Below are 22,748 nucleotides of genomic sequence, written 5' to 3'. Positions count from 1 at the left end.
TTCGACATTTATTTTGTTTTTTCCTCTATAATTTTGCCTGCCCGAATAGGTCCATCTTGCTCTTTTAATCGCGCCAACATAACGGACGCCACAAACATGGCAATACCAGCCCCCACCGTTTCGATGGATAGACTTTCACCAAAGAATAAAAATCCATAGAAGGAACTAATGAATACGCCTACATATTGCAAGAATTGTGCTACTACAGCATTCGTTGTAACAAAAGCGCCCGTTAAGAAGAATTGCGCCACTACGGTTATACCGCCAATAGCAGTAATGATTAGCCATTCTTGACCTTGAGGCATGACAAATCCATCTGTCGTCACAAGGCCCGCAATCATTCCTGTAATTAAGAAATAAGCCATGATCTCAAAATTACTATGTTGTCCATGCTTACTAATGGAGCGAATTGTTGTATACGCAGCGGCAGATAACGCTGCACCTAAGATGGCAACTAAGGCATACCAGGTAAATCCGCCATAACTAAATGGATTAACCATAACCATTACAGCTATGAAGATTAAGATAAGCCATTTACCAGCCCCCTTCGGAACGCGTTCCTTAAGGAAAAAGGCGCTAAAGATAAACACGAAAATTCCCGATGTTTGAAATAATATGGTAGCATCAGACATCTTCATATGTACCAAGGCTATAAAGTTACACACCATGCCAAAACCGCCATAGAGGCCTCGCATAATAAGCAGTCCTCGGTCCTCCGTGGAAAATCGGATGCCCTTCATATACATAACGACAAGGACAGCAACGGTGCCAAATAAGCCGCGAAAGAAAGCAATCTCTCCAGATGGAATATTGGATCCCAGCATCTTAACAAATAAATTCATGGTACTCAGCAATAGTGCCGAAAGGAGTGCATAAATTAAACCTTTTTTTGCCATATATCCCCCTATCTCATCAATACAATATATCGATAACCATTACAATAAGAAACCGCCCCTCCAAGGAGAGGCGGCATAGTATTATTTAGAGAATGTATCGACAAAATCTAGAATTTCTTGTTTCATATTTTCTTTGTCGATGGCTTTTGTAAAGCGTAATGATTTAGCCTTTAACGCAGCCAATTGTTTAGGGAATGCTACACCGGTTACAGCTGAGATGTTATCCAAGCTTTCATAAGGCGTAGAACCAACTTTAATATCAAGGGCCTCACAAATAGGTGTTGGGAATTTGAATGGATGTGCAGTAGATGCGATGATTGTATGACGAGCACCATCTTCTGGATGAGCTTCTAATTCTTTCATATACGCACCCATCGCAACAGCTGTATGAGGATCCATTAAATAGCCATAGGAGTTATACACTTGCTCAATAATAGCCTTTGTTTCTTCGTCATTGACATAGGCACCGCTGAAATTAGCTTGTACACGTTTAAATTCTTCTTCATTAACAGATAATTTACCTGTGGATTTCAAATCTTTCATCCATTGAGCTGTTCTTTCACTATCCTCGCCGGAGATATAGTACAAGAAACGTTCAAAATTAGAGGACTCAAGGATATCCATAGATGGAGAAATCGTCGTATAGAATGGACGATTCATATCATATGTACCAGTGTTAAAGAAATCAGTAAGCACGTTATTTTGATTGGATGCACAGATCAATTTACCGATAGGAATACCCATCTTTTTAGCATAGTAAGCAGCCAAGATGTTACCAAAATTACCTGTTGGAACCACTACGTTAAACGCCTCATCTTCATGGATAGCACCTTGTGCAACAAGCTCAGCATAAGCATTTACATAGTATACTACTTGCGGTGCTAAACGACCGATATTGATGGAGTTCGCACTGGAGAACATAACGCCTTTTTCGGCTACTTCTTTTGCTGTATCAGCATCGACAAATAAGCGTTTCAAAAATTGTTGAGCGTCATCAAAGTTACCATGAATAGCAGTTACATTAACATTAGCGCCTTCTTGCTTTTGCATTTGTTCCGCTTGCATAGGGCTAACGCCATCAGTTGGATAGAATACTTGAATATGTGTACCAGGTACATCTTTAAACCCTTCAAGGGCAGCCTTACCTGTATCACCAGATGTAGCCGTCAAGATAAGAACCTCTTTATCTTCGCCTTCTGCTTCTTTCGCTGCTACCAATAAATATGGAAATAGTGAAAGCGCCATATCTTTAAATGCTTGTGTACGGCCGTGGAACAGTTCTAACACAGATAGTTTTTCAAGCAAAGAATGTAGAGGTGCAATATCACGAGTGCTAAAGTTTGCATCGCTGTAAGCGGAGTTAATCATTTCCTTGAGATGTGCTTCGGAGAAGCAAGGGAATAATTTTGCTAATACAACAGCAGCTACCTCTTGGTAAGATTTATCTTTGATGTCGTTATAGCTCAAGCAATTCGTTGGAAATAAAGCCGGTACGTATAAACCGCCATCTTCCGCCAAACCATGTAATAATGCATATGTTTCATTTACGGCAACAGTGCCACGTGTACTTGTATAATTCATGGGCAACCTCTACAAACTAAAATTCTACAGAATCAATAATATTCTTTAATTATAGCATAAAAGCGCCCCCAAAGGGGCGCTTTCTATAGATTTTATTGCATATTATTTTATCATTGCATATATCGTAAAATTATAACGATTATAATTCGCCTTCTGCAATAGCATCCAATGTATCAAGGGATGGAATAAAGAATAGCATACCGGTAATAGGTTTAGAATAATCTAGCAATTTATCGTTTTGAGTAAACATGTTTGTAAGCATTGTTTTCGTTACATCCCAATAACGAGCATAGCCGATGAAATATGTGCCACGCACACCTTGACCAGGTTGTGCAAATGGTACATTCATACGAACGATTTTATGTTCTTCATCGTCACGATTATCTTGAGCTACTACATTGTGAGCTGCTGGATCTTTTTCATCGTCTTCCAATTCAATATCGCTGAATTTACGACGGCCAATGAATTTTTCTTGCATTTCTGTAGGAAGTGCACGCCACGCATCAAGATCGTGTTCATATTTTTGTGCAAAAGCATAAGAACCATTCGTGAATTCAGGGTCTTCATCACCGATAACGCCCCATTCTACCGCTTCTTGGCCTACAGGATTTTCCGTACCATCAACGAAATCGATGATAGCACGGCCTTGTTCATAATGGAATCCATGAGTTTCATCAACTACGGATGTAACAGGACGTAAGAATTCCATGATTTGGTCCACTACTGTATATGTAACAGATTCATCATTGGAACGTACATGCAAGAACAAGTCAGCCGCTACAGCTGGCACATCTTGTTTGTCCCCTTTAATACCTTGAAAGTCTTCTAACTCTTTTGGTACAGGTGCATTAGGGAATAAATAGTCCCATGCTTTACGGCTAAAGCCAAACGCAATACCCAAGCCTTCACCATTAGCACGAATACTAACAGAACGTTTAATGGCTTGAATACGATCTGCCATGTCTTGAATTACTTCTAATTCTGCATCGCGATCTTTACGATTTAATAATAATGTTGTGAAATTGACACTTTGGCCAGCATCTTTATATACATCTTGTGTTCTGGATACATCTACTGCCATTTGGGACCTCCTAATGAGAAATACTACTATATTCCAATCATAAGTGATTAATAACTTATTGTCTATGTGATATTTATCGGAATAAATTTATAAAGGCTTTATTTCTTTACCATATAAGCGTTCCATACCTTGACGGGTTACAAGCCAATTTCTTCCGGACTTTCTAGCTTCATCTTCAGTGAACTGATTATTTGCATATCGCTTTAAACAACATTGTTTTATTGAATCAGCCGGTACATTCCATCTCTCTCCCGCCTCTTGTGTGGTCATTACATCTTCTAGTTTCATTTAAATCCCCCTAATAATCAACTTTTAATCGATGTCAAAATGGTGTCAAAAGTTAACCTGATAAAATAATGTCAAAATAATAAGAAAAACCCGCACCGTAGTGCGGGTTTATTTTGGTGGACCACCAGGGGTTCGAACCCTGGACACCCTGATTAAGAGTCAGGTGCTCTGCCAGCTGAGCTAGTGGTCCATGACATGAATTATTATATGCTTATTTTATAGGAATGTAAAGAATATTTATTACATTCCCATAAAATATATCAATTTGATTTATACCATCTCTATAGGTATAGGATATTAGAATTCTAACATCCAATTCTTTATCGTTTCACAAGCCTCGGTAGGAATGATATCCGTAGTCCCCACACATTCCTCGCCATGGTAAATTTGAATAACGCTATGGGTACGACTTACTTCTTTCACAATGATGTCTGTTACATCAGCCTTAGGCACGCTAAATTGTAATCCATAACGTCCTATATAGGTAAATATAAGCTTTTGTGTATCATATTCCATGTGGACTTGCAGCATTTTACCACCAGGCCAACAGGATTCGACAAACTCTTTATTTCTCGGTTTCAGAAAATCAAAGAATCCCATACTATCCTCCGATGCGCCACATAGGGCGTTCTGGTTGATCCATCGTAACACCATCATGACGTTCTTGTTTACGTTGTAGAGCCCATTCAATATGACTGGCGAGTTCAGTCTCACTTAAGCCTCGACGTACAAGAGACACTAAATCGGCCTCATCATCACGCAAAAGGCAGAGTCGCATTTGACCATCCGAAGTAAGACGAACGCGATTGCATGTATCACAATAACTATGAGACATGGAGAAGATAAAACCAATCTCCTTACCACTCGGTAAATTGTAATACGTGGCAGGTCCAAAACCGTACACACCGTGATTTTCAGTGAGGATACCACCGCTGACGCGTTCTAATTGAGCCTTCCATTCATCGAAGGTCGGCCCATGAAACGCATCGCCCTGAAATGGCATATATTCAATAAAGCGCCAAATCACCGGCCAAGTTTCCACATATGTTAGTAAAGCACGAACTTCATCATCAGTCCAATGTCGGGATAATACAGTGTTAATTTTAACAGAAGTAAAGCCCGCATCAATAGCACTTTGAATACCACTTAGAACGGAGTCGAGTTGGTCAGCTTTGCCCACACATAGAGCAAAAGCGTCGCTATCAAGGGAATCAAGGCTAATATTGACTCTGTTCAAACCGAGTTCTTTCAATTTCTCGGCCCGCGGCGCCAATAGACTGCCATTGGTTGTCATAGAAATATCTTCAAACCATCCGGTCTGCTTGATACGTGCTAATAACTCTTCAATATGAGGATATAGTAACGGCTCACCACCGGTGAGGCGTACAGCTTTCACCCCTACTTGGTGAAACGCACCTAAAATAGTCATCCATTCATCCACAGATAGTAGTTGATGTTGGCTTTGTGGTGTAATCTCTGCTGGTCTGCAATAAGGGCAGCAAAAATTGCACGCATCTGTCAACGACAGACGTACATATTCAATTGTTCGGCCCCATGCATCCTTCATAGCACACCTCTTTACATCCTTATTTAATAATGGATACGTCATCACCTACGTTAATTGTACCATTTTTTAGAACTTTACCAAAAATTCCTTGCGTAGGCATAATACAAGATCCAACTTGTTTCATAATTTCACAACCATGATGACATTCTTTACCAATTTGTGTGACCTCTAATAACACCTCAGGACCTAGTTGTAATTTCGTACCGACCGGTAAATCATACAAAACAATGCCTTCGACGGTGATATTTTCAGCAAAATCACCAGGTTTTACATCGGCCCCTTTTTCACGCATATGCTCAATACTTTTAATGCCGAGTAAACTAATTTGGCGATGCCAATTACCTGCGTGTGCATCGCCTTCCATGCCGTGATCTACGATGAGATTGGCAGATTCAATATTATGTTTCTTTTGCCCTTTTTTCTCGCTAATCGAGATGGCAATAATCTTACCTTCAGCCATAAACTCCTTCCCTTCTTATGGGAACAAATTATCTAAATTTATCAATTTATTATACCATAGTATATAGGTGTAACCCCTGTGAGTTTAGTCACTATTTGGAGATTATTACTTTCAAAAAAAGAACCCTACCCACTACGAGTAGAGTTCTTAGTATTAATAATGGTGAAAGCCGATTAACGACGACCCATTTCTTTGAATTCATCGCCCTTGTTCACGCCATTGAGCAATAGGTTAAGGAGGATAGCCATGATACTACCGAATGTAATACCAGATTTTAATAAAATTTGAGCCCATGCTGGGAAATGCGCATAGAATGTTGGTGCAGCGATAGGAATCATGGAAACACCGATACTAATCGCCACAAGCATCAAGTTTTGATTGCCATCAAAATTAACTTTACCAAGAGAACGGATACCGCTAGCAATAATCATACCAAACATGGCAATACCAGCACCACCGAGCACTGCATTTGGAATGCTTGCTACAACAGCCGCCAATTTAGGGAATAAGCCTAATAGAATTAAGATTACACCAGATGCAGCTACTACAAAACGACTTTTAACGCGTGTTACAGCGATAAGACCAACGTTTTGAGCAAATGCTGTATATGGGAAACTGTTAAGAATACCACCAATAACAGTGGAAAGACCATCGGCACGGATAATGGATGCCAATTCCTTACGATCGATTTTTTTATCTACGATTTCACCGATTGCGATACTATCACCAGTTGTTTCAACCATAACAACGAGCATAACAACTACCATGGAAATAACAGAGGCCCAATCAAATGTTGGTAATCCAAAGTATAATGGTTCAATAACAGCCAGCCAATGAGCTTTGCCAACCTCAGCAAAATTGGCTACACCCATGGCAAAGGCAATAGCCGTACCACCAATAAGACCAATTAAAACAGAAAGATTACCAAGAAAACCTTTGGCAAATTTATAAGTAAAGATAACGATTAAGAATGTAAGGAATCCGAGACCGATATTGGTAAGACTACCAAACTGCGGATTGCCTACACCGCCCCCCATCCAGTTTACAGCTACAGGCATGAGGTTAATACCAATGATTGTAATAATGGTGCCTGTTACAACAGGTGGGAAAAGTCGAATCAAACGACTAAAAAATGGTGCTACTAAGAATGTAAAAATACCGGCTATGATGATGGCACCGTAAATGGCGGTCATACCATGTTGGGCCCCGATCATGGCCATAGGTCCAACAGAGGCAAAGGTTACACCTTGAATCATCGGGATACGACCACCAATATTGCCAAACCCTAATGTTTGAATAAGTGTGGCAATACCGCAAGTAAATAAGTCCGCTGTAATAAGTCGAATTAAGTCCTCTACAGGCAAATGCATAGCTTGCGCAATAATGATTGGTACCGCTACAGCACCGGCATACATTGCTAATACGTGTTGTAAACCATAGGCAAACAGCTTAGGTATTGGCAACATAGAGTCAACAGTATTGTTTTGTTCTGACATAATGGTCTCCTGTTTTCTAAACTACAAACATTACACTTATATTCTACGTTATTATTCGGATTTTAACAATAGAAAAAGAAAAACCTTAGAAATTTTATTTTCTAAGGCTTTCTATTTTATTTTTTCCCGAACATTCTTAGTGTAAAAGTATGTTATCGTCCATTTATTTGTACAAGGCTAAAACGGATGCTTCCCTTTCGTCTAGTTCAGATTCTATTTGATTCATTTGCGCTTTCAAATCAGCTACATAGCTTTCATCCTTAATGCCAGATATATTGATACGCACATTTAAAAAGGCTGCCTTTACCGCAGCTCTTGCATTAATAGCTGCAATAATACCATCGGTAATGAGATTTTGGTTGCCCTTCGTAGCCGCAACATAGGCAAGATCAAATATTTCATAACTAATCATGCCTATTTCTAAAGGTACATTAGCCGCATCCTTATAAGCCTGTTGAATCGCAGCAGTACGCGCTAATTTTTCTTCATCTGTATTTTTTGGCAATGCCAAGGCATCCATAAACAAATTAAATACATTAGCATCTGCTTGTGCTAGTGAAATCGCTTTTTCTCGAATAAACTCTGCTTTTTGTTGTAAAAGATGCATCTCCTCTTGCACATCTTCGTACCCTTTTTTATCAAAGGTTAAATTCGCTACCATTTCAGCTAACGCTGCACCTGTGGCGGCCGTCAATGCTGCAATAGCACCGCCACCTGGAGTTGGCTCCTTTGAAGCGGTTGCCGCTACAAAATCTTTTACAGAACTCGTCAATAAATCCATATATACTCCTCAATAACAAAAGGGGCCATCGCCCCCTCTGTATACTATGTCAATAAAAATACTATGTCGATTACAATACCATATTATTAGAATAAGCCTTTAATAGTGCCGTCCGCATCAATATCCATGTTAAGTGCAGCAGGACGTTTAGGTAAACCTGGCATAACCATAACATCACTTGTGCGGCATACGAGGAATCCTGCACCATTAGCAACGCGAATATCCGTTACATTGATTGTAAAGCCTGTTGGTGCTCCTAATAGAGCTGAGTTATCGGACAAGGAATATTGCGTTTTTGCCATACAAACAGGTAGATTATCAAGGCCCCAGTCTTTTAATTGAGCGATTTGTTTTTTCGCCTTTGCCCCAAATGTAACGCCATCACCGCCGTAAATAGTGCGAACGATTTTACTAATTTTATCTTCAATACTATCTGTTAATTCGTATACGAATTTAGGTGTTGGTTCGCTGCCTTCCACGAGTTCCACAACGCGTTTAGCCATATCGATACCGCCTTCGCCACCTTTTTCCCAACATTCATTGAGCTCTACAGGCACGCCATAGTCATTGCACAAACGAGTTAACTCCGCAATTTCTGCATCCGTATCAGTAACGAATTTATTGATGGCAACCATAACAGGTACACCGAAGAAGCGCATATTTTCAATAGCTTTACGCAAATTGCTAAAGCCCTTTGTTACAGCCTCTACGTTTTCTGTATTTAATTCTTGTTTTGACACGCCGCCATGCATTTTAAGAGCGCGCAATGTAGCGACGATGACAACAGCATTTGGGAAGATATTGCCATAACGGCATTTAATGTCGAGGAACTTTTCTGCTCCTAGATCAGCGCCGAATCCAGCTTCTGTCACCACGATATCACCAAGTTTCATGCCGAGTTTTGTAGCCACCACGGAGTTACAACCATGTGCAATATTGGCAAATGGACCGCCATGAACAATGGCAGGCGTATGTTCCAATGTTTGTACAAGATTTGGTTTAATAGCATCTTTCATAAGAAGTGCCATCGCACCTTCACATCCGAGTTGATGTACATACACCGGTTCACCCTTAAGATTAGGGCCGATAACGATGCGACCAAAACGCGCTTTTAAATCTTCTAAATCCTTAGCTAAACATAAAACGGCCATGATTTCAGAGGCAACGGTAATCATAAAATGATCTTCCCGAGGGAAACCACATACCTTGCCCCCCATTGCGACAGTTACATTGCGCAATGCACGATCATTCATATCGAGAACACGTGTCCAAGAAATTTGACGCAAATCGATTTGGAGCTCATTACCTTGGTGGATGTGATTATCAATCATAGCGGACAACAAATTATTTGCCGCTGTAATGGCGTGCATATCACCGGTAAAATGAAGATTAATATCATCCATTGGTACAACTTGGGCATAGCCACCGCCAGCAGCGCCGCCCTTGATACCGAACACAGGTCCCAATGATGGCTCGCGAAGTGCGGCGATAGCCTTCTTACCAATTTTATTTAATGCTTGCACCAAACCAATGGAGGTCGTAGATTTACCTTCCCCTGCTGGCGTTGGTGTAATAGCCGTAACGAGAACTAATTTCCCGTCTTTTTTATTTTCTAAACGCTTAATGGCATCAAAGGAAATTTTTGCCTTATAATGACCATATTGCTCTATATCATCAGGCGTAAGACCACATTTATCAGCAATAACCTGAATTTTTTCCATCTTATTTTGTTGAGCTATTTCAATATCGGTAAGCATAATTCCTCCTCATATCCACCTGTTTTGTCTACTGTGAATGTATATTTGTACACTCGTTACCTTTCTATTATATGTGAAAGTGCGGATTATGTCTAATCATTTCTTACTTATATGTATATTGCTTTTTCTAATCAATAGGCTAAGGCACACATAGTCTAAGGAGTTCAACAAAATAAAACCGCCACCAACGGTGACGGTTTAATATCACTTACTATATAAAATTACTTTGTACATATTAGAACGGGAATAGGATTGGCAATAATACTAATGCTACAATACTAGACACGACAATGAGTGGTAAACCAGCTTTCACATAGTCCATGAAGCTATAACCAGCTATATTATATACCATAGTATTCGCAGGCATACCAATTGGGGTAGCATACGCTAAGGAACTAGCGATTACGATAGCTGCAAGCACCGCTTTTGGATCAAATCCCAATTGAGATGCTAAGCTAAGACCGATTGGTACCAATAATGCACAGGTAGCAGTATTAGACATGAAGTTCGTCATGAACACACCAAGCACAAAGATTACTACTAGAACAACAATTGGAGATGGACTAGCACCAAGGCTATTTACGATAACATCTGCAATTACAGAACCAGTACCTGTTTTAACCATTGCATCCCCAAGGGCCATAGAGCCAGCGAAGAGCATGATTGTTTTCATATCGATAGATTTTACAGCCGCTGTTTCACTAATAACATTTGTAGCTACTAATACAAGAGCACCTACCCAGGCACTCACATAAAGTTTTACGCCCAATTGTTTTTCAAAGATCATAGCACCAACTGTCAAAATCAATACAAGTGCTGAAGTCCATTTTTTCCAAGACGGTATATGGCTATAATCTTCATTGCCTTCAAAGGCACCATCTGGTTGATGACTTGGAGCATCTGGTAAGAAACGTTTACCAATTGTAGCATAGAAAATAGTACCAACAATTAGAATTGGCAAACCTACTAGACCATAATCAAAGAAACCAAAAGAGCCTAGGCCCGCTTGTTGTAAGCCCGCTTGCGCAATCATATTGCCAGGAGCGCCGATAAGTGAAATATTACCACCCATAGCTGCAGCAAATACAAGAGGCATCAATAATTTAGTTTGTTTAAAACCACTTTTTTTACAAATACCAATAATTACAGGAATTAGTACAGCAGCTGTACCAGTATTAGATAAGAAACCAGATAATATACCTGTAATCATCATAACAGCAACGAGCAAAGACGTTTCAGTTTTGGCAAACTTATGAACTACATTACCTACACCCACTGCTACACCAGTTGCAAAGAAGGCTTCACCAATAACAAACATGCCCATAAATAGTAAGACATTTGGATCTACAAAACCGGCGAATGCTTCTTTAGCGGATAAGACTCCACTTAAGTGCAAACCTACTGCTACAACCATAGCAGTAATAGATAATGGGATTTTCTCCCATGCAAACATGACGATGGCAAATACCAAGAAGCCAAGAGTTATCATTACACTCGTATCCATACATACCTCCCAATACGTGTAAATCCCTAAAAAAGGGTACAAAAAAGGAGGATTGTACAAAATCCGTATAATCCCCCTATTAAATTGAAGATCACAATTCGATTATTTAATGAAGCTTACGTGTTTATAAATCTCTTCTAACACTTCATCTTTCTTCGCATTGTATTCTACTTTTTTATTTTCAAAGTAGTTATTCCCTTCCGCATCGATGGATACGATGAGCGGACCAAATTCTTTTACACGACAAGTCCACAAGGTTTCAGGCATACCGAGTTCACGCCAGTTCGCAGATTCGATTTCTTCTACTTCTGTAGCAGCAAGTACGGCATTACCTGCTGGGAATACACAGTGAAGAGCACCAAAATCTTTACATGCACGAGTTGTTTCAGGACCCATGCCACCTTTACCAACGATAAGGCGTACACCGGTTTGTTTTACAAATTCGTACTCGAATTTTTCCATACGCATAGATGTAGTAGGACCTACGGAAATCATTTCAAATTTATCGTCACCATGATCGCGTACGATTGGACCTGCATGTAGGATAGCACCGTTGCGAACATCCACTGGTAACTCCCGTCCATATTCGACGAGACGACGATGAGCAACATCACGGCATGTTGTGATATGACCATTTAAGTAAATAATATCCCCTGCTTTAATTCCTTTAAGATCAGATGCTTGAATTGGTGTTGTCAAAATATGTTTAGCCATTAGAATGTCACTCCTTTGTGAGATAAAATTTCGTACTTACCGTCTTTATCAAAAACTACATGACCGCGACGATGGTTCCAACAACCAACGTTTACAGCTACGGAAATTACAGATGGATGACGAGAACCATGTTCGATATTTACGCCCATTACGGATTTGTCACCACCCATACCTTGAGGTCCAAGGTGCAATGCGTTAATACCGTCTTCAAGTAATTGTTCCATGTACGCTGCTTTTTCATTATCTGCTTTGGAGGATACAGGGCGCATCAACGCTTTTTTAGACATAGTTGCTGCTGTATCGATGGATGTAGCAATACCTACACCAACCAATAATGGAGGACATGCATTCAAACCATAACTTGTCATCAAGTCCAATACGAATTTAGCTACCCCTTCATAACCTTCGCCTGGCATCAATGTTTTACCAGATCCTGGCAAGGAGCAACCGCCACCAGCCATATATGGGAAAATTTCTACATCATCACGATCAGGTACGATATCCCATGTAATGTAAGGTGCAGTGCGACCAATATTTTTACCAGTATTGAATTCATCAAATGTTTCTACACAGTTATGACGAAGTGGCGCATCTTGCGTAGCTTGATATGTGGCATTGCGCAAAATTTCTTCCAATTCACCGATTAATGGATAATTAGAACCAACCTTCACCCAGAATTGCAATACTCCTGTATCTTGGCAAGAAGGACGATTCAATTCATACGCAAGATTCATATTTTTATGCATCGTTTCATAAATTGTTTTAGCTAATGGATTCTTTTCATCGGCTGCCAATTCTTTAATTTTAGCTTCCACATCATCAGGTAATTTCTTTGCCATATAAGCAATGAACTTAGCAATGACATTCGTCATCTCTTGTACTTGTTGTTCTTTCGTACTCATCGTAAACCTCCAACAGGACTTCATTATTTAAAACTTAGCATTTATTTTGTATCGGAACCTTAGCTCCTTTCAATGATTTCATTATACTCTTTTTTCAGGATATAACTATCCAATATACAAGTTGATTTTTGAGAGTGAAATCCCTATACAATCATAATGAATCACCTATATAAGTAAATTTTAACGCATACAAAATATACAATTTAACCTATATACAAGCACAAAAAGAGCACTACCTATCAAAAAGTAGTGCTCTTTCAGGATCTAATGACCAATTACTTTTGAATATACAAAATCACCTATACCTAATGATTGTATATCTCCCTAAATTTAAAACGCAAAGCCATAAAATTATAACAATTTACAATGGCTGTACTAATTAAGGTTAGGATTGTAATTTTTTAACAACAGATTCAATCTGTTCTCTAACAACTTGTAATTTTTGATTCGCTTCCTCTAGCTTTAACTTATAACTAGAATCATGTTCATAAGGCAAACAAGATTGTAGTAGTTCTACAATATCTTCCTCTTGTGTAGATATAATCTCTTTCCAATCATGTAATTTGGTCTTACGCCCTAACTCTTTTGCTTGCTTACGATATTCTGATGGTGTCGTATGAAAGTGCTTTTTAAAGGCAACATTAAAGGCTTTAATATCTGCAAAGCCACAACTACTTGCAATATGAGCAACCCCATCATCAGAATTAGCTAAACGAACTGTAGCCTCCCTTAGCCTCATCCGCAAGAGATACTCTAAAAAGGAAACGCCTAATTGGCGTTTAAAGAACTGAGATGTATAGTTCACATTATAGCCACCAATTTGGGCAATATCTTCTAATTCAATCTTTTGCTGATAATTTTTATCTATATAGGCAATCATCTTATCAAAGGTAGCCACCGTCATATCAACAGGCTTAGAATGTACATGAATAGACTTAACCGCATCAATTTCATCATATACCTCACTGGCTAATGCTAAATAGTGATGTTCTAACCACATCTGATTAATGGGGCTTTCACCATTAGACTTAATCAACATCATCATGGCTGCGTGATGTCGTAAAGAGGTAAAGAACGGATTATGCCGATTAGACTTATCAGAGCGTATCACAAATTGATACATTCCAAAGTTCGGATCAAATTGTTGAAAGAAATCCTTACCTACATGAATAACCAATGCCGTCGTATCCTGCTCTAATGCCAACGTAGCGTGCCCCACTTGAGGAGAAATAATGATAGAGTCGAGAGGTTCCATTGTGAAAACCTCACTATTACAACTCATCTCGATACGGCCCTTTAGCAAAATAAGAATTTCCGTTTCTCCATGCCAGTTGTAATGATAAGTACTAACCTTGTATATATGGCTACTGAAATCTATATGATTATGTTTATATGTATAGTAAAAGTAATCCATAATTACCTCATCTTCTAACATAAAAATGCATCCCTAATAAATCCAAGGGATGCATTTATTATGATATATATAATTAAAAACGGTCAACAGTATTTTAAGATTATTTATTGATTAAGTTACATCAAGTCCCACGAAAGAGAACTCGATGTGAAATGCTTATGTAGAAAATTACATAAGAGCTGTAATAGCTGCTGCTAAACCGAAGAAGATGCCTGGTGCATTGGCCAATGCAACTGGAATATCTCTATGTTCTTTAAACAAGCCATATGCTACCCATAATGTGCAGTTGATAGCTGCTACTAATGGTTGGATCCAATCACCGGTGCCTGGATGAGCTAGGTTGTTCATAATTTGTGGGAAATAAGATACATACATTGCTACTGCTGTAACTGTTGCAACTTTACCTACATTTTCCATGAATTTAATACGAGTCATTATATCCTCCAAAATTAGTAACTCAATACGGGTTTGTTATCTGATGAATCATATTCTACTCGTTTTGGTCGATATAACTATCCATATTAAAAGGTAATTTGTTAGGTAAAATCATAAAAAACATATGGAATCATCACTATTTTTCTCATTTTGATTAATCTAAAATCTATAGATTTTCCTATAAAAAGAGCACTACTTATCAACAGTAATGCTCTTCTAAGAAATATATGATTTTTAAATATATAGAAAATCACCTAGGTCTAATTTTTCTATATGCTACCAAAAATATTTTGCATGAACAGCAAAAGTTCCATCATTGCCACACCATACAATAGATAGTAATTATAATTCGCTAACAACATCGGCAAGCTTCGCTTTCAATGATTCTAGCTTGTGGCTCATGTACTCTAACTCCACCTTTGCTCTAGCATCATCTTCATAAGACAAGAAGGATTGTAATAGGTCTAGTACATCTTGATTTTCAACCGAAATAATTTCCTTAGAATCTTGTACCATTGTTTTACGTCCAATTTCTTTCACTTGCTTACGATATTCTGTTGGCGTCATATGAAAATGCTTTTTGAAAGCTACATTAAAGGCCTTGATATCTGCAAATCCACAACTACTTGCAATCCTTGCAACAGCCTCATCCGTACTAGTTAATTGTGTCGTAGCATCTCGCAGTCTCAACCGCAACACATAGTCCACAAAAGAAATGCCCATTTGCCGTTTAAAGAATTGTGATGTATAGGCCACATTATAGCCACCTATTCTCGCAATATCTTCTAGTTCTAACTTTTGTTGGTAATGTTCGTCGATATACTCAATCATTTTATCAAAGGTAGCCGGTTTAATATCACCAGGTCTTGCATTTTCATGAATTTTTTTGACTGGATCAAATTCTCTAAATACATCCCCCGCTAAAGCCAAGTAATGATGCTCTATCCACATACGATGAATTGGGTTTTCACCTTTATTCATTAACAACATCGTCATGGCCGCATGATGGCGTAATGTCGTAAAAAATTCATTACGACGTGTGCTCGCATCCGAACGAATAACAAACTCATACATACCAAAATCCGAATCATACTGTTGATAAAATTCATTACCTACTTGAATAACAAAGGCAACCACATCCTCTTCAAGAGCGAGTGTTGAATGCCCCACCTGAAGAGAAATAATAACAACATCAAGAGGTTCCATCGTAAAAACCTCATCATTACAACGCATCTCAACACGACCCTTTAAGAGAATAAAAATCTCTGTTCCCCCGTGCCAATTGTATGTATAAGTACCAACCTTATATATACTACTGGTAAACTCTATATAATTGTGCTTATAGGTATAATCGAAATAATCCATAGCATCTAACCGCTCCATATGCAAAAAGCATCTCGTTCCAATCAAAGAGATGCTTTAATTATGATATATTCATTCAATTACGGTCAATATCATCTTTATTTTTTAATATCGATTCCGATACATACTGTTCCCAAAATTAGTACAGGCCTGTTCTATTCGCGATGAGCCTATACATGCAGTCCTAGAATTAGTACACGCCTGTTCTATTTGTAACGAGCCTATACATATGGACCCAGAATTAGTACAGGCCTGTTCTAATTTAAAAAGGGACTCATACATGAGTCCCTTGCAATTTATTATATTGTTGGTAAGAGGCCTAGCAAATACACCTTAAATATATCCCCTTCGTGTACTTCGTGCACACCTTGAGGAATGCAGGCTAAAGCGTTAACGGTATATAATCCGAGCATACTACTGCTATTAAAGTGACGATTTGCCACAAAACGCGGTTGTCCATCACCGAATATGACCTTGCCTTGCACGTAGCGATCAAAGGCATTGCGTTTAGACAGGTCACAATCCATCACACAATTAAGTACTGGGGTAGACCAATTTTTAATACCTTTATATCTACGCAATATTGGAACCACTAGTAGGTGCCAACCATTAAAGGCAGCACCGGGATTACCGGATAAGCCAAAGATAAGTTGGCCTTTAGGGGTAACTGCACCATAGGAGGCTGCGCCAGGTCGCATTTGGATGCGTTCATATAGGGTCTTAGCACCTAATTTTTCATATATAAGAGGCATGGTGTCAAACATGCCTACAGATACACCGCCCGAGCTGATGATGATATCGGCTTGTTCACCGAGTTCAAGAACGCGTGCAATTTCTGAGTCTAATTTATCCGGTGCATCGCTTACATGATAATGTGTGATATGACGGAACCCTAAATCATCTAGCAAGCTGCAGATCATCATACGATTAGAGTTGTAGATTTTCCCAGCAGCCAACGGTTCGCCCGGTTCAATAACTTCATGGCCCGATGTAAGAACGAGAACACGTGGCATTGCATACACAGATACATCCGTATACCCTAAACCAGTTAAAATAGTCTGTACTGTAGAGGTTATTTCTGTCCCCTTTGGTATGACAACGGTCCCTGCGGAACATTCTTCACCACGAGGGATAATATGGCTACCCTTTTGTTGCGTACCTTGTATAGTAATTATAGTCCCTACTTCACCAGTTCCTTTTACTTGTTCTTGCATGATAACTGTATCACATGTACTTGGTACAGGAGCACCGGTCATAATACGTACGGCATGGCCTGTTGTTACGGGCTTATCCCATACAACACCGGCACCAATAATACCATCCACAATATATTCATCGCGACCAGACTCATAGGCTAATGCATAGCCATCCATAGCAGATTTATGAAAAGCGGGCACATCAGTCGGTGCCAAAACATCTTCGGACAACACACATCCTTTTGCGTCGCCAACGGCAACGGATTCGATGCTATGATGTTGTTCTCGTAAAGCCTCATTCCACAAATGAAGCGCTTCATCAACAGTAACGGCTATCATCTAAATTCCTCATCATACTTTGTATTTGACATACCAACGCTGGTAAACATTGATCTAATTCAGTAACCTCGATAGTTTCTACGCGTTCTATATCACTGGATATCAGCGATTCTGTATATCCCTCTCGGGTTACCTCTACAATCGGAAATATACCTTGAGATCTCGTTTCTAGTATAGCAATATCTACAGGTAATTGCTGTACCAAATCATACAGACTAGATTGTTTTTCAGTGCGAATGCGTATGGCTGTTTCCGATGGGCCTGCAATGGCTACAGCTGTGGCGCCTGCTTTCATAGCAAGATCCGTATCGGTTCCTTCATAATCCATGTGAAAGCCATGTTTATCGCTTTTTACAACGCCTACAGAGAACCCAATTCGTTCTAATTCCTTAACGAGTCGCGTTACCACCGTAGTTTTACCAGTCTTACGTTTTTCAGCAACCACGCTGATAAGTGGAACATGACGATTCGCATTAACAGCCTCTGCGCGGGCCCACTTATAATCCTCTACATGATTCACATTGCGTAAATGATGACAGGAATCACCTACATCGATAGTTACCACAGGTCTTACAATATCTAATGCATGATGCAAGGACACATCGTCTCCAGCTAAAGCAGTTTGCAATAATGGAGCAATGGATGGCTTATATATCCCCGCCATCGGCTCATAGCGTCCGCTTTCACCAACAGGCACAATCACATGCCAGTCATCGCCCTCTACTTGATAGAGCCAATCGTAATATAAATTAAAGTCCATAAATGGCATATCTACGGCTAACACCGCATAGGCATGACTCTTGCCTACGGCCAATGTGCTATATAATCCGCCTAACGGACCACTTCGAGGAACAGAATCCCGAACGATAGAAACTTTTTCTTTTTCTTTATTCGACAATGTGTCGATAATATTAGCTTGAATGGCTTGACCTAGACTTTCATCATCACCAATAGAAATGAGAATATCATTAGCATCATGTTCTAATGCATTGCGCAACGCATGAGAAATGAGGCTTTCACCATTCGTCCAAGGCAATAAAGCCTTAGGATATCCCATGCGGGAACTTAGGCCACCGGCCAAAATAATTACGCCTAAATTAAGCACCGCGTCTCAACCCTCTTTTTACCCCTTGGTAAACAAACAACAACACGATAATATTAAGAATTCCATCTGGCACCATATAAGATGCATTATAAATCATAGAGTAAATCCATGGGTTTTGACCTTGCGGCGCATAGCTAGCAAACACAACGGCACCACTTGTTACGGACGCAAACCAGCGAAGCGCAATGGCAACAATAGATCCACTAATAAGACCGGTAGTATTGTCCTTAAAATATCCACACACACCAATAACACCATAGGCTACAAGATAGTCTAAGATGATGCTGAGATAATGGATAGATGATTTAAAACCGAGCAAGAAATGAAGTATACCATATACAACGCCAGCCAAAATACCACGCGTACCGCCCCAGCGATAGGCAAAAATCATGAGAGGTACCATGGACGCGGCCTTAATGGAACCGCCTTGTGGCATATGAAAAAGTGTAATAAAAGATAATACTTGTGCAATAGCAATAGCTACACCAGCTTCTGCTATCATGCGTGTCTTGGAATGTTCCATTAAAATAACCTCCTATTAATATAATGTTTATATAATGGGCTGAACATAGAGAAAATGTACAGACAAGCTACCTATAAAATTGTATAATAACTATATGAGTGTTTTTAATATTCGGAATGTATTGAAAATTGAAAACAAATTCAGTATAATGGTACAGGTTCAATTTATTATACCTCAAAGGAGATATAGAAACTATGATTAATACAACTAACATCTTCGATTATGAAGACGTACAACTGATTCCTAATAAATGTATCGTAAACAGCCGTAGCGAATGTGATACTCATGTTAAACTAGGTAATCGTACATTTAAATTGCCTGTAGTTCCTGCAAACATGCAAACTATCATTGATGAGGAGTTAGCTGAAAAACTAGCAGAAAAAGGCTATTTCTATATCATGCATCGTTTCCAACCTGAACGCCGTCTCGACTTTGTAAAACGCATGCAAGAAAAAAACTTATATTCTTCTATTTCCATCGGCGTAAAGGAAGAAGAATTTGCATTGGTTGATGAATTAGCGAAAGCTAACCTTATTCCTGATTATATCACAATCGATATCGCACATGGTCACTCTAATGCTGTTATCGACATGATTCAATACATTAAAAAGAATTTACCAACAACATTTGTTATTGCTGGTAACGTAGGTACTCCAGAAGCAGTTCGTGAACTTGAAAATGCTGGTGCTGATGCTACAAAAGTAGGTATCGGTCCTGGTAAGGTTTGTATTACGAAATTAAAAACTGGCTTCGGTACTGGTGGTTGGCAATTGGCTGCTGTACGTTGGTGTGCAAAAGCAGCTACGAAACCTATCATCGCTGATGGTGGTATCCGTGATCATGGGGACATCGCTAAATCCATCCGCTTTGGCGCTACTTTGGTTATGATTGGTTCCCTATTTGCTGGTCATCAAGAATCTCCAGGGGAAGAAAAAATTGTTGACGGCCAAGCTGTAAAAGAATACTTTGGTTCCGCTTCCGAATTCCAAAAAGGGGAACGTAAAAACGTAGAAGGCAAAAAAATCTTCATTCCTTCCAAAGGCTCTATCTTCGATACATTAATCGAAATGGAACAAGATTTACAATCTGCTATCTCCTACGCTGGTGGTACTACTCTACAAGCTATCCGCAAGGTAGACTACGTACTTGTTAAAAACTCCATCTTCAACGGCGACCGCTAATCGGTTACTAACATACTAAGAGGGGCTACGATTCACACGAATCGCAGCCCCTCTTCTTTTTATTTGCAGCATCTAAACGAAGAAACTATTCTTCTACGCCACAATTTTTATTCATTAAATAATATGCATATTTGCCGATACCAGCACTGATAACTAGCAATGCAGTCAATACAATGAATGCAATGGTAAGGCTTGTACCATGAGCAATGAAACCAATTAATGCAGGCCCCATCAAAATGCCCATATAGCCAAGCATAGTAGATGTTGCCACAGCTTGTGTCATAGGAATAACATTTTGTTCCCCCATAGCGGAGAATAGATTTGGTACAACCATGGCTAAAGAGATACCTAGTAATAAGTACGTATACATAGAAGCATGGCCAGGTAAGAACACGATGAGTGCCATAGCAATAGCACCTAGTAAGTAACCACCTACAACAACTTGCTTAGAAGTTACATGTTTACCGATTGTATTGCCAAGAAGGCGACCAATACACATGGTACCATTAAAAAGCATGACGCCCATGACAGCTTCTTGAATAACAATACCTTTATCTTCAAATAAGTAAAGTGCACTCCAGTCCCCTACGGCACCTTCTACCAAATAGGATACAAAGGATAAGAGACCAAAGATAATAGCAATTGGATGGAATGATAACGGACTTTTAGACTTTTTCATAACCTTTGCATTTGGATCACGACCAAAGGTTAACATAAATTGACTAACTGCGATCATCGCAATAAAGAGTATGATGAGAAGGCCCCAAATACTTTCATTAACAGGTAATGATAATATTTTTAAGAGAACAAGCAATACACCGGCACCTGCAAAGCCACCTAAGCTCCACCCACCGTGATAAGCACCCATTAAATGCTTTTTACTTACCTTTTCGGTTAAAATAGCTTGTAAGTTGGCAGAAGCACCACTAAGGCCTACGCCAATGCCAAAGAAGAATAAGGCTATTGTGGTTGTCACAATTGTAGAACACATGGTAACAACAGCCAGAGACAACATGCCGATAAAACTAGCCAATAAAACGACTTTCTTACAGCCCAAGCTTTCTACAAGCTTACCGGCTATAGCCATTGATAAACAAGAACCTACACCGAGCAACAAAATCATGGAACCTAATACATCCTCACCGATGCTTAGTTTCGCTTTTAAATATGGCACAAATCCGGCCCATAAGGCGGTGTACATACCAGGGATAAAAAATGCACCAAAAGCACCACGAATATTAGATTTTGAAACGGAAACTTGTTCGCTCATCATGTCCTTTCTGGTTTCTAGAACCGTTCGGCGAAGAAAGGCCCTTTTGTATCCGCTAGACCGCGATAACATGCGTTTCTAGGGGAAACCATTTTAACTACAAGAAAATTATATTGAGAATATAGTAACCCTCTTTACACATAATGTAAAGAGGGTTCTTAAAATTTAAATTTAAATTAAAAATGTAAGGCCCATAGCGATAAAAATAGCAGGTAATAAATTAGCTAAACGAATCTTATTAGGCCAAATTATATTAATGCCTACACAGAAAATTAAGATGGATCCTACATAGGATAAATTGTCGATAGCCTGCTGTGTCATAAGTGGCGCCGCAACATGCGCTAAGGCCGTGATCAACCACTGCGTGATACCTACAGGAATGAAGGAGAATAATGCGCCCTTCCCCATGGATGAGGTCATAACCATAACAATAACACCATCAAGGATTCCTTTGAGTAGCAAGGTTTGGTAATCTCCTGTCAATCCATCTTGAATTGAACCGAGCACGCCCATCGCACCCACCGTAAATGTAAGCGATGCAGTGATAAACGCTTGCGTAAACTTAGGGTCCCCTGTATTACCGGTTTTATCTTTCACCCAGTCACCAAAGACCGTAATCCATCGGTCTAAATCAATGATTTCACCAATCACAGCACCAACTACCATGCTGATAATCATCAACAAAGGTCCAGTAGTTTGCAAGGAACCATTAACGATAACCAGCATAAATTGCATGGCCCCGCTCATCCCTAGTAACAGCACGATGATACCACATACTACCATAAGGGTTTGTTTTAAATTGTCCTTCATAAATCGGCCGCACGTGAGCCCAATAATACTACCACCGATAATGAGCCCCATGTTGATAACCGTACCTAAACCAATCATCTTCTTAT

Annotated in this window: 22 protein-coding genes and 1 tRNA gene; 1 reads left to right on the top strand and 22 read right to left on the bottom strand. The window is 39.5% G+C overall.

Going from position 1 to position 22,748, the window contains the following annotated elements:
* Window positions 1-8: 8 nt before the first annotated feature.
* The 20 genes from HMPREF1151_RS07245 to thiT all read right to left on the bottom strand — a co-directional run bounded on the left by HMPREF1151_RS07245 (window position 9) and on the right by thiT (window position 19,401).
* A complete protein-coding gene (locus HMPREF1151_RS07245; RefSeq protein WP_009661574.1) occupies window positions 9-896 on the bottom strand; it encodes a DMT family transporter in 888 nt (295 codons plus the stop codon).
* Between the two features lie 81 nt (window positions 897-977).
* Window positions 978-2,477 carry a threonine synthase gene (gene thrC, locus HMPREF1151_RS07240; protein WP_009661601.1) on the bottom strand — a complete coding sequence of 500 codons (1,500 nt, stop codon included), beginning with the start codon at window positions 2,475-2,477 and terminating at the stop codon, window positions 978-980.
* A gap of 139 nt (window positions 2,478-2,616) precedes the next feature.
* The gene (locus tag HMPREF1151_RS07235; RefSeq protein ID WP_009661599.1) at window positions 2,617-3,558 is read right to left on the bottom strand and encodes a Dyp-type peroxidase; all 942 of its coding nucleotides are present in this window, start codon (window positions 3,556-3,558) and stop codon (window positions 2,617-2,619) included.
* Window positions 3,559-3,645: 87 nt separating this feature from the next.
* A complete protein-coding gene (locus HMPREF1151_RS07230) occupies window positions 3,646-3,846 on the bottom strand; it encodes a helix-turn-helix domain-containing protein (RefSeq protein WP_009661583.1) in 201 nt (66 codons plus the stop codon).
* A 114-nt stretch (window positions 3,847-3,960) separates the two neighbouring features.
* Window positions 3,961-4,036: transfer RNA gene (locus HMPREF1151_RS07225), tRNA-Lys, on the bottom strand.
* A gap of 107 nt (window positions 4,037-4,143) precedes the next feature.
* Window positions 4,144-4,446 carry a hypothetical protein gene (locus HMPREF1151_RS07220; protein WP_038141496.1) on the bottom strand — a complete coding sequence of 101 codons (303 nt, stop codon included), beginning with the start codon at window positions 4,444-4,446 and terminating at the stop codon, window positions 4,144-4,146.
* 1 nt (window position 4,447) lies between these two features.
* Window positions 4,448-5,413 (bottom strand): GTP 3',8-cyclase MoaA, encoded by a 966-nt coding sequence (gene moaA, locus HMPREF1151_RS07215; RefSeq protein WP_009661576.1) that lies wholly within the window; start codon window positions 5,411-5,413, stop codon window positions 4,448-4,450.
* A 19-nt stretch (window positions 5,414-5,432) separates the two neighbouring features.
* Window positions 5,433-5,873 (bottom strand): MOSC domain-containing protein, encoded by a 441-nt coding sequence (locus HMPREF1151_RS07210; protein ID WP_009661571.1) that lies wholly within the window; start codon window positions 5,871-5,873, stop codon window positions 5,433-5,435.
* 173 nt (window positions 5,874-6,046) lie between these two features.
* Window positions 6,047-7,369 (bottom strand): nucleobase:cation symporter-2 family protein, encoded by a 1,323-nt coding sequence (locus HMPREF1151_RS07205; protein ID WP_009661604.1) that lies wholly within the window; start codon window positions 7,367-7,369, stop codon window positions 6,047-6,049.
* A 163-nt stretch (window positions 7,370-7,532) separates the two neighbouring features.
* Window positions 7,533-8,150, bottom strand: coding sequence for a cyclodeaminase/cyclohydrolase family protein (locus tag HMPREF1151_RS07200; protein WP_009661606.1), 618 nt, complete (start codon window positions 8,148-8,150; stop codon window positions 7,533-7,535).
* Window positions 8,151-8,236: 86 nt separating this feature from the next.
* The gene (locus HMPREF1151_RS07195; protein ID WP_009661586.1) at window positions 8,237-9,907 is read right to left on the bottom strand and encodes a formate--tetrahydrofolate ligase; all 1,671 of its coding nucleotides are present in this window, start codon (window positions 9,905-9,907) and stop codon (window positions 8,237-8,239) included.
* A 235-nt stretch (window positions 9,908-10,142) separates the two neighbouring features.
* On the bottom strand, window positions 10,143-11,411 hold the full coding sequence (locus HMPREF1151_RS07190; protein WP_009661549.1) for an SLC13 family permease: 1,269 nt from the start codon (window positions 11,409-11,411) through the stop codon (window positions 10,143-10,145).
* A 102-nt stretch (window positions 11,412-11,513) separates the two neighbouring features.
* The gene (gene ttdB / locus HMPREF1151_RS07185) at window positions 11,514-12,125 is read right to left on the bottom strand and encodes a L(+)-tartrate dehydratase subunit beta (RefSeq protein ID WP_005377424.1); all 612 of its coding nucleotides are present in this window, start codon (window positions 12,123-12,125) and stop codon (window positions 11,514-11,516) included.
* The gene (gene ttdA / locus HMPREF1151_RS07180) at window positions 12,125-13,027 is read right to left on the bottom strand and encodes a L(+)-tartrate dehydratase subunit alpha (protein WP_009661565.1); all 903 of its coding nucleotides are present in this window, start codon (window positions 13,025-13,027) and stop codon (window positions 12,125-12,127) included. The genes ttdB and ttdA overlap by 1 nt, the downstream gene beginning before the upstream one ends.
* Before the next feature lie 385 nt (window positions 13,028-13,412).
* The gene (locus HMPREF1151_RS07175) at window positions 13,413-14,441 is read right to left on the bottom strand and encodes an AraC family transcriptional regulator (RefSeq protein WP_038141504.1); all 1,029 of its coding nucleotides are present in this window, start codon (window positions 14,439-14,441) and stop codon (window positions 13,413-13,415) included.
* 168 nt (window positions 14,442-14,609) lie between these two features.
* Complete coding sequence (locus HMPREF1151_RS07170) at window positions 14,610-14,876, bottom strand: membrane protein (RefSeq protein WP_005377360.1); 267 nt, start codon at window positions 14,874-14,876, stop codon at window positions 14,610-14,612.
* 342 nt (window positions 14,877-15,218) lie between these two features.
* Window positions 15,219-16,241 (bottom strand): AraC family transcriptional regulator, encoded by a 1,023-nt coding sequence (locus HMPREF1151_RS07165; RefSeq protein WP_038141502.1) that lies wholly within the window; start codon window positions 16,239-16,241, stop codon window positions 15,219-15,221.
* Window positions 16,242-16,537: 296 nt separating this feature from the next.
* Window positions 16,538-17,773, bottom strand: a complete 1,236-nt coding sequence (locus HMPREF1151_RS07160; RefSeq protein WP_009661558.1) for a molybdopterin molybdotransferase MoeA — start codon at window positions 17,771-17,773, stop codon at window positions 16,538-16,540.
* Complete coding sequence (locus HMPREF1151_RS07155; RefSeq protein ID WP_009661567.1) at window positions 17,754-18,878, bottom strand: molybdopterin-guanine dinucleotide biosynthesis protein MobB; 1,125 nt, start codon at window positions 18,876-18,878, stop codon at window positions 17,754-17,756. The genes HMPREF1151_RS07160 and HMPREF1151_RS07155 overlap by 20 nt, the downstream gene beginning before the upstream one ends.
* Entirely contained in the window at window positions 18,871-19,401 is a 531-nt protein-coding gene (gene thiT / locus HMPREF1151_RS07150; RefSeq protein WP_009661612.1) for an energy-coupled thiamine transporter ThiT, read from the bottom strand. Before thiT ends, HMPREF1151_RS07155 begins: the two co-directional genes overlap by 8 nt.
* A 194-nt stretch (window positions 19,402-19,595) precedes the next feature.
* Here thiT and HMPREF1151_RS07145 point away from each other — a divergent pair, with 194 nt between their 5' ends.
* Window positions 19,596-20,582: a GMP reductase gene (locus HMPREF1151_RS07145; protein ID WP_009661555.1), complete on the top strand. Its 987-nt coding sequence runs from the start codon at window positions 19,596-19,598 to the stop codon at window positions 20,580-20,582.
* Window positions 20,583-20,667: 85 nt separating this feature from the next.
* On the opposite strand, the gene HMPREF1151_RS07140 is transcribed toward HMPREF1151_RS07145, so the two are convergent.
* Together HMPREF1151_RS07140 and HMPREF1151_RS07135 are read right to left on the bottom strand one after the other, a co-directional pair.
* Window positions 20,668-21,852 (bottom strand): MFS transporter, encoded by a 1,185-nt coding sequence (locus tag HMPREF1151_RS07140; protein WP_038141491.1) that lies wholly within the window; start codon window positions 21,850-21,852, stop codon window positions 20,668-20,670.
* A gap of 171 nt (window positions 21,853-22,023) precedes the next feature.
* Window positions 22,024-22,740 (bottom strand): DUF554 domain-containing protein, encoded by a 717-nt coding sequence (locus HMPREF1151_RS07135; protein ID WP_005378605.1) that lies wholly within the window; start codon window positions 22,738-22,740, stop codon window positions 22,024-22,026.
* Window positions 22,741-22,748: the final 8 nt, after the last annotated feature.

It is taken from the genome of Veillonella sp. ACP1 (assembly GCF_000286635.1).
GTDB lineage: Bacteria > Bacillota > Negativicutes > Veillonellales > Veillonellaceae > Veillonella > Veillonella atypica.
Note: the sequence above shows the minus strand (reverse complement) of the source record. Positions and strands in the feature narration are given on the sequence as shown.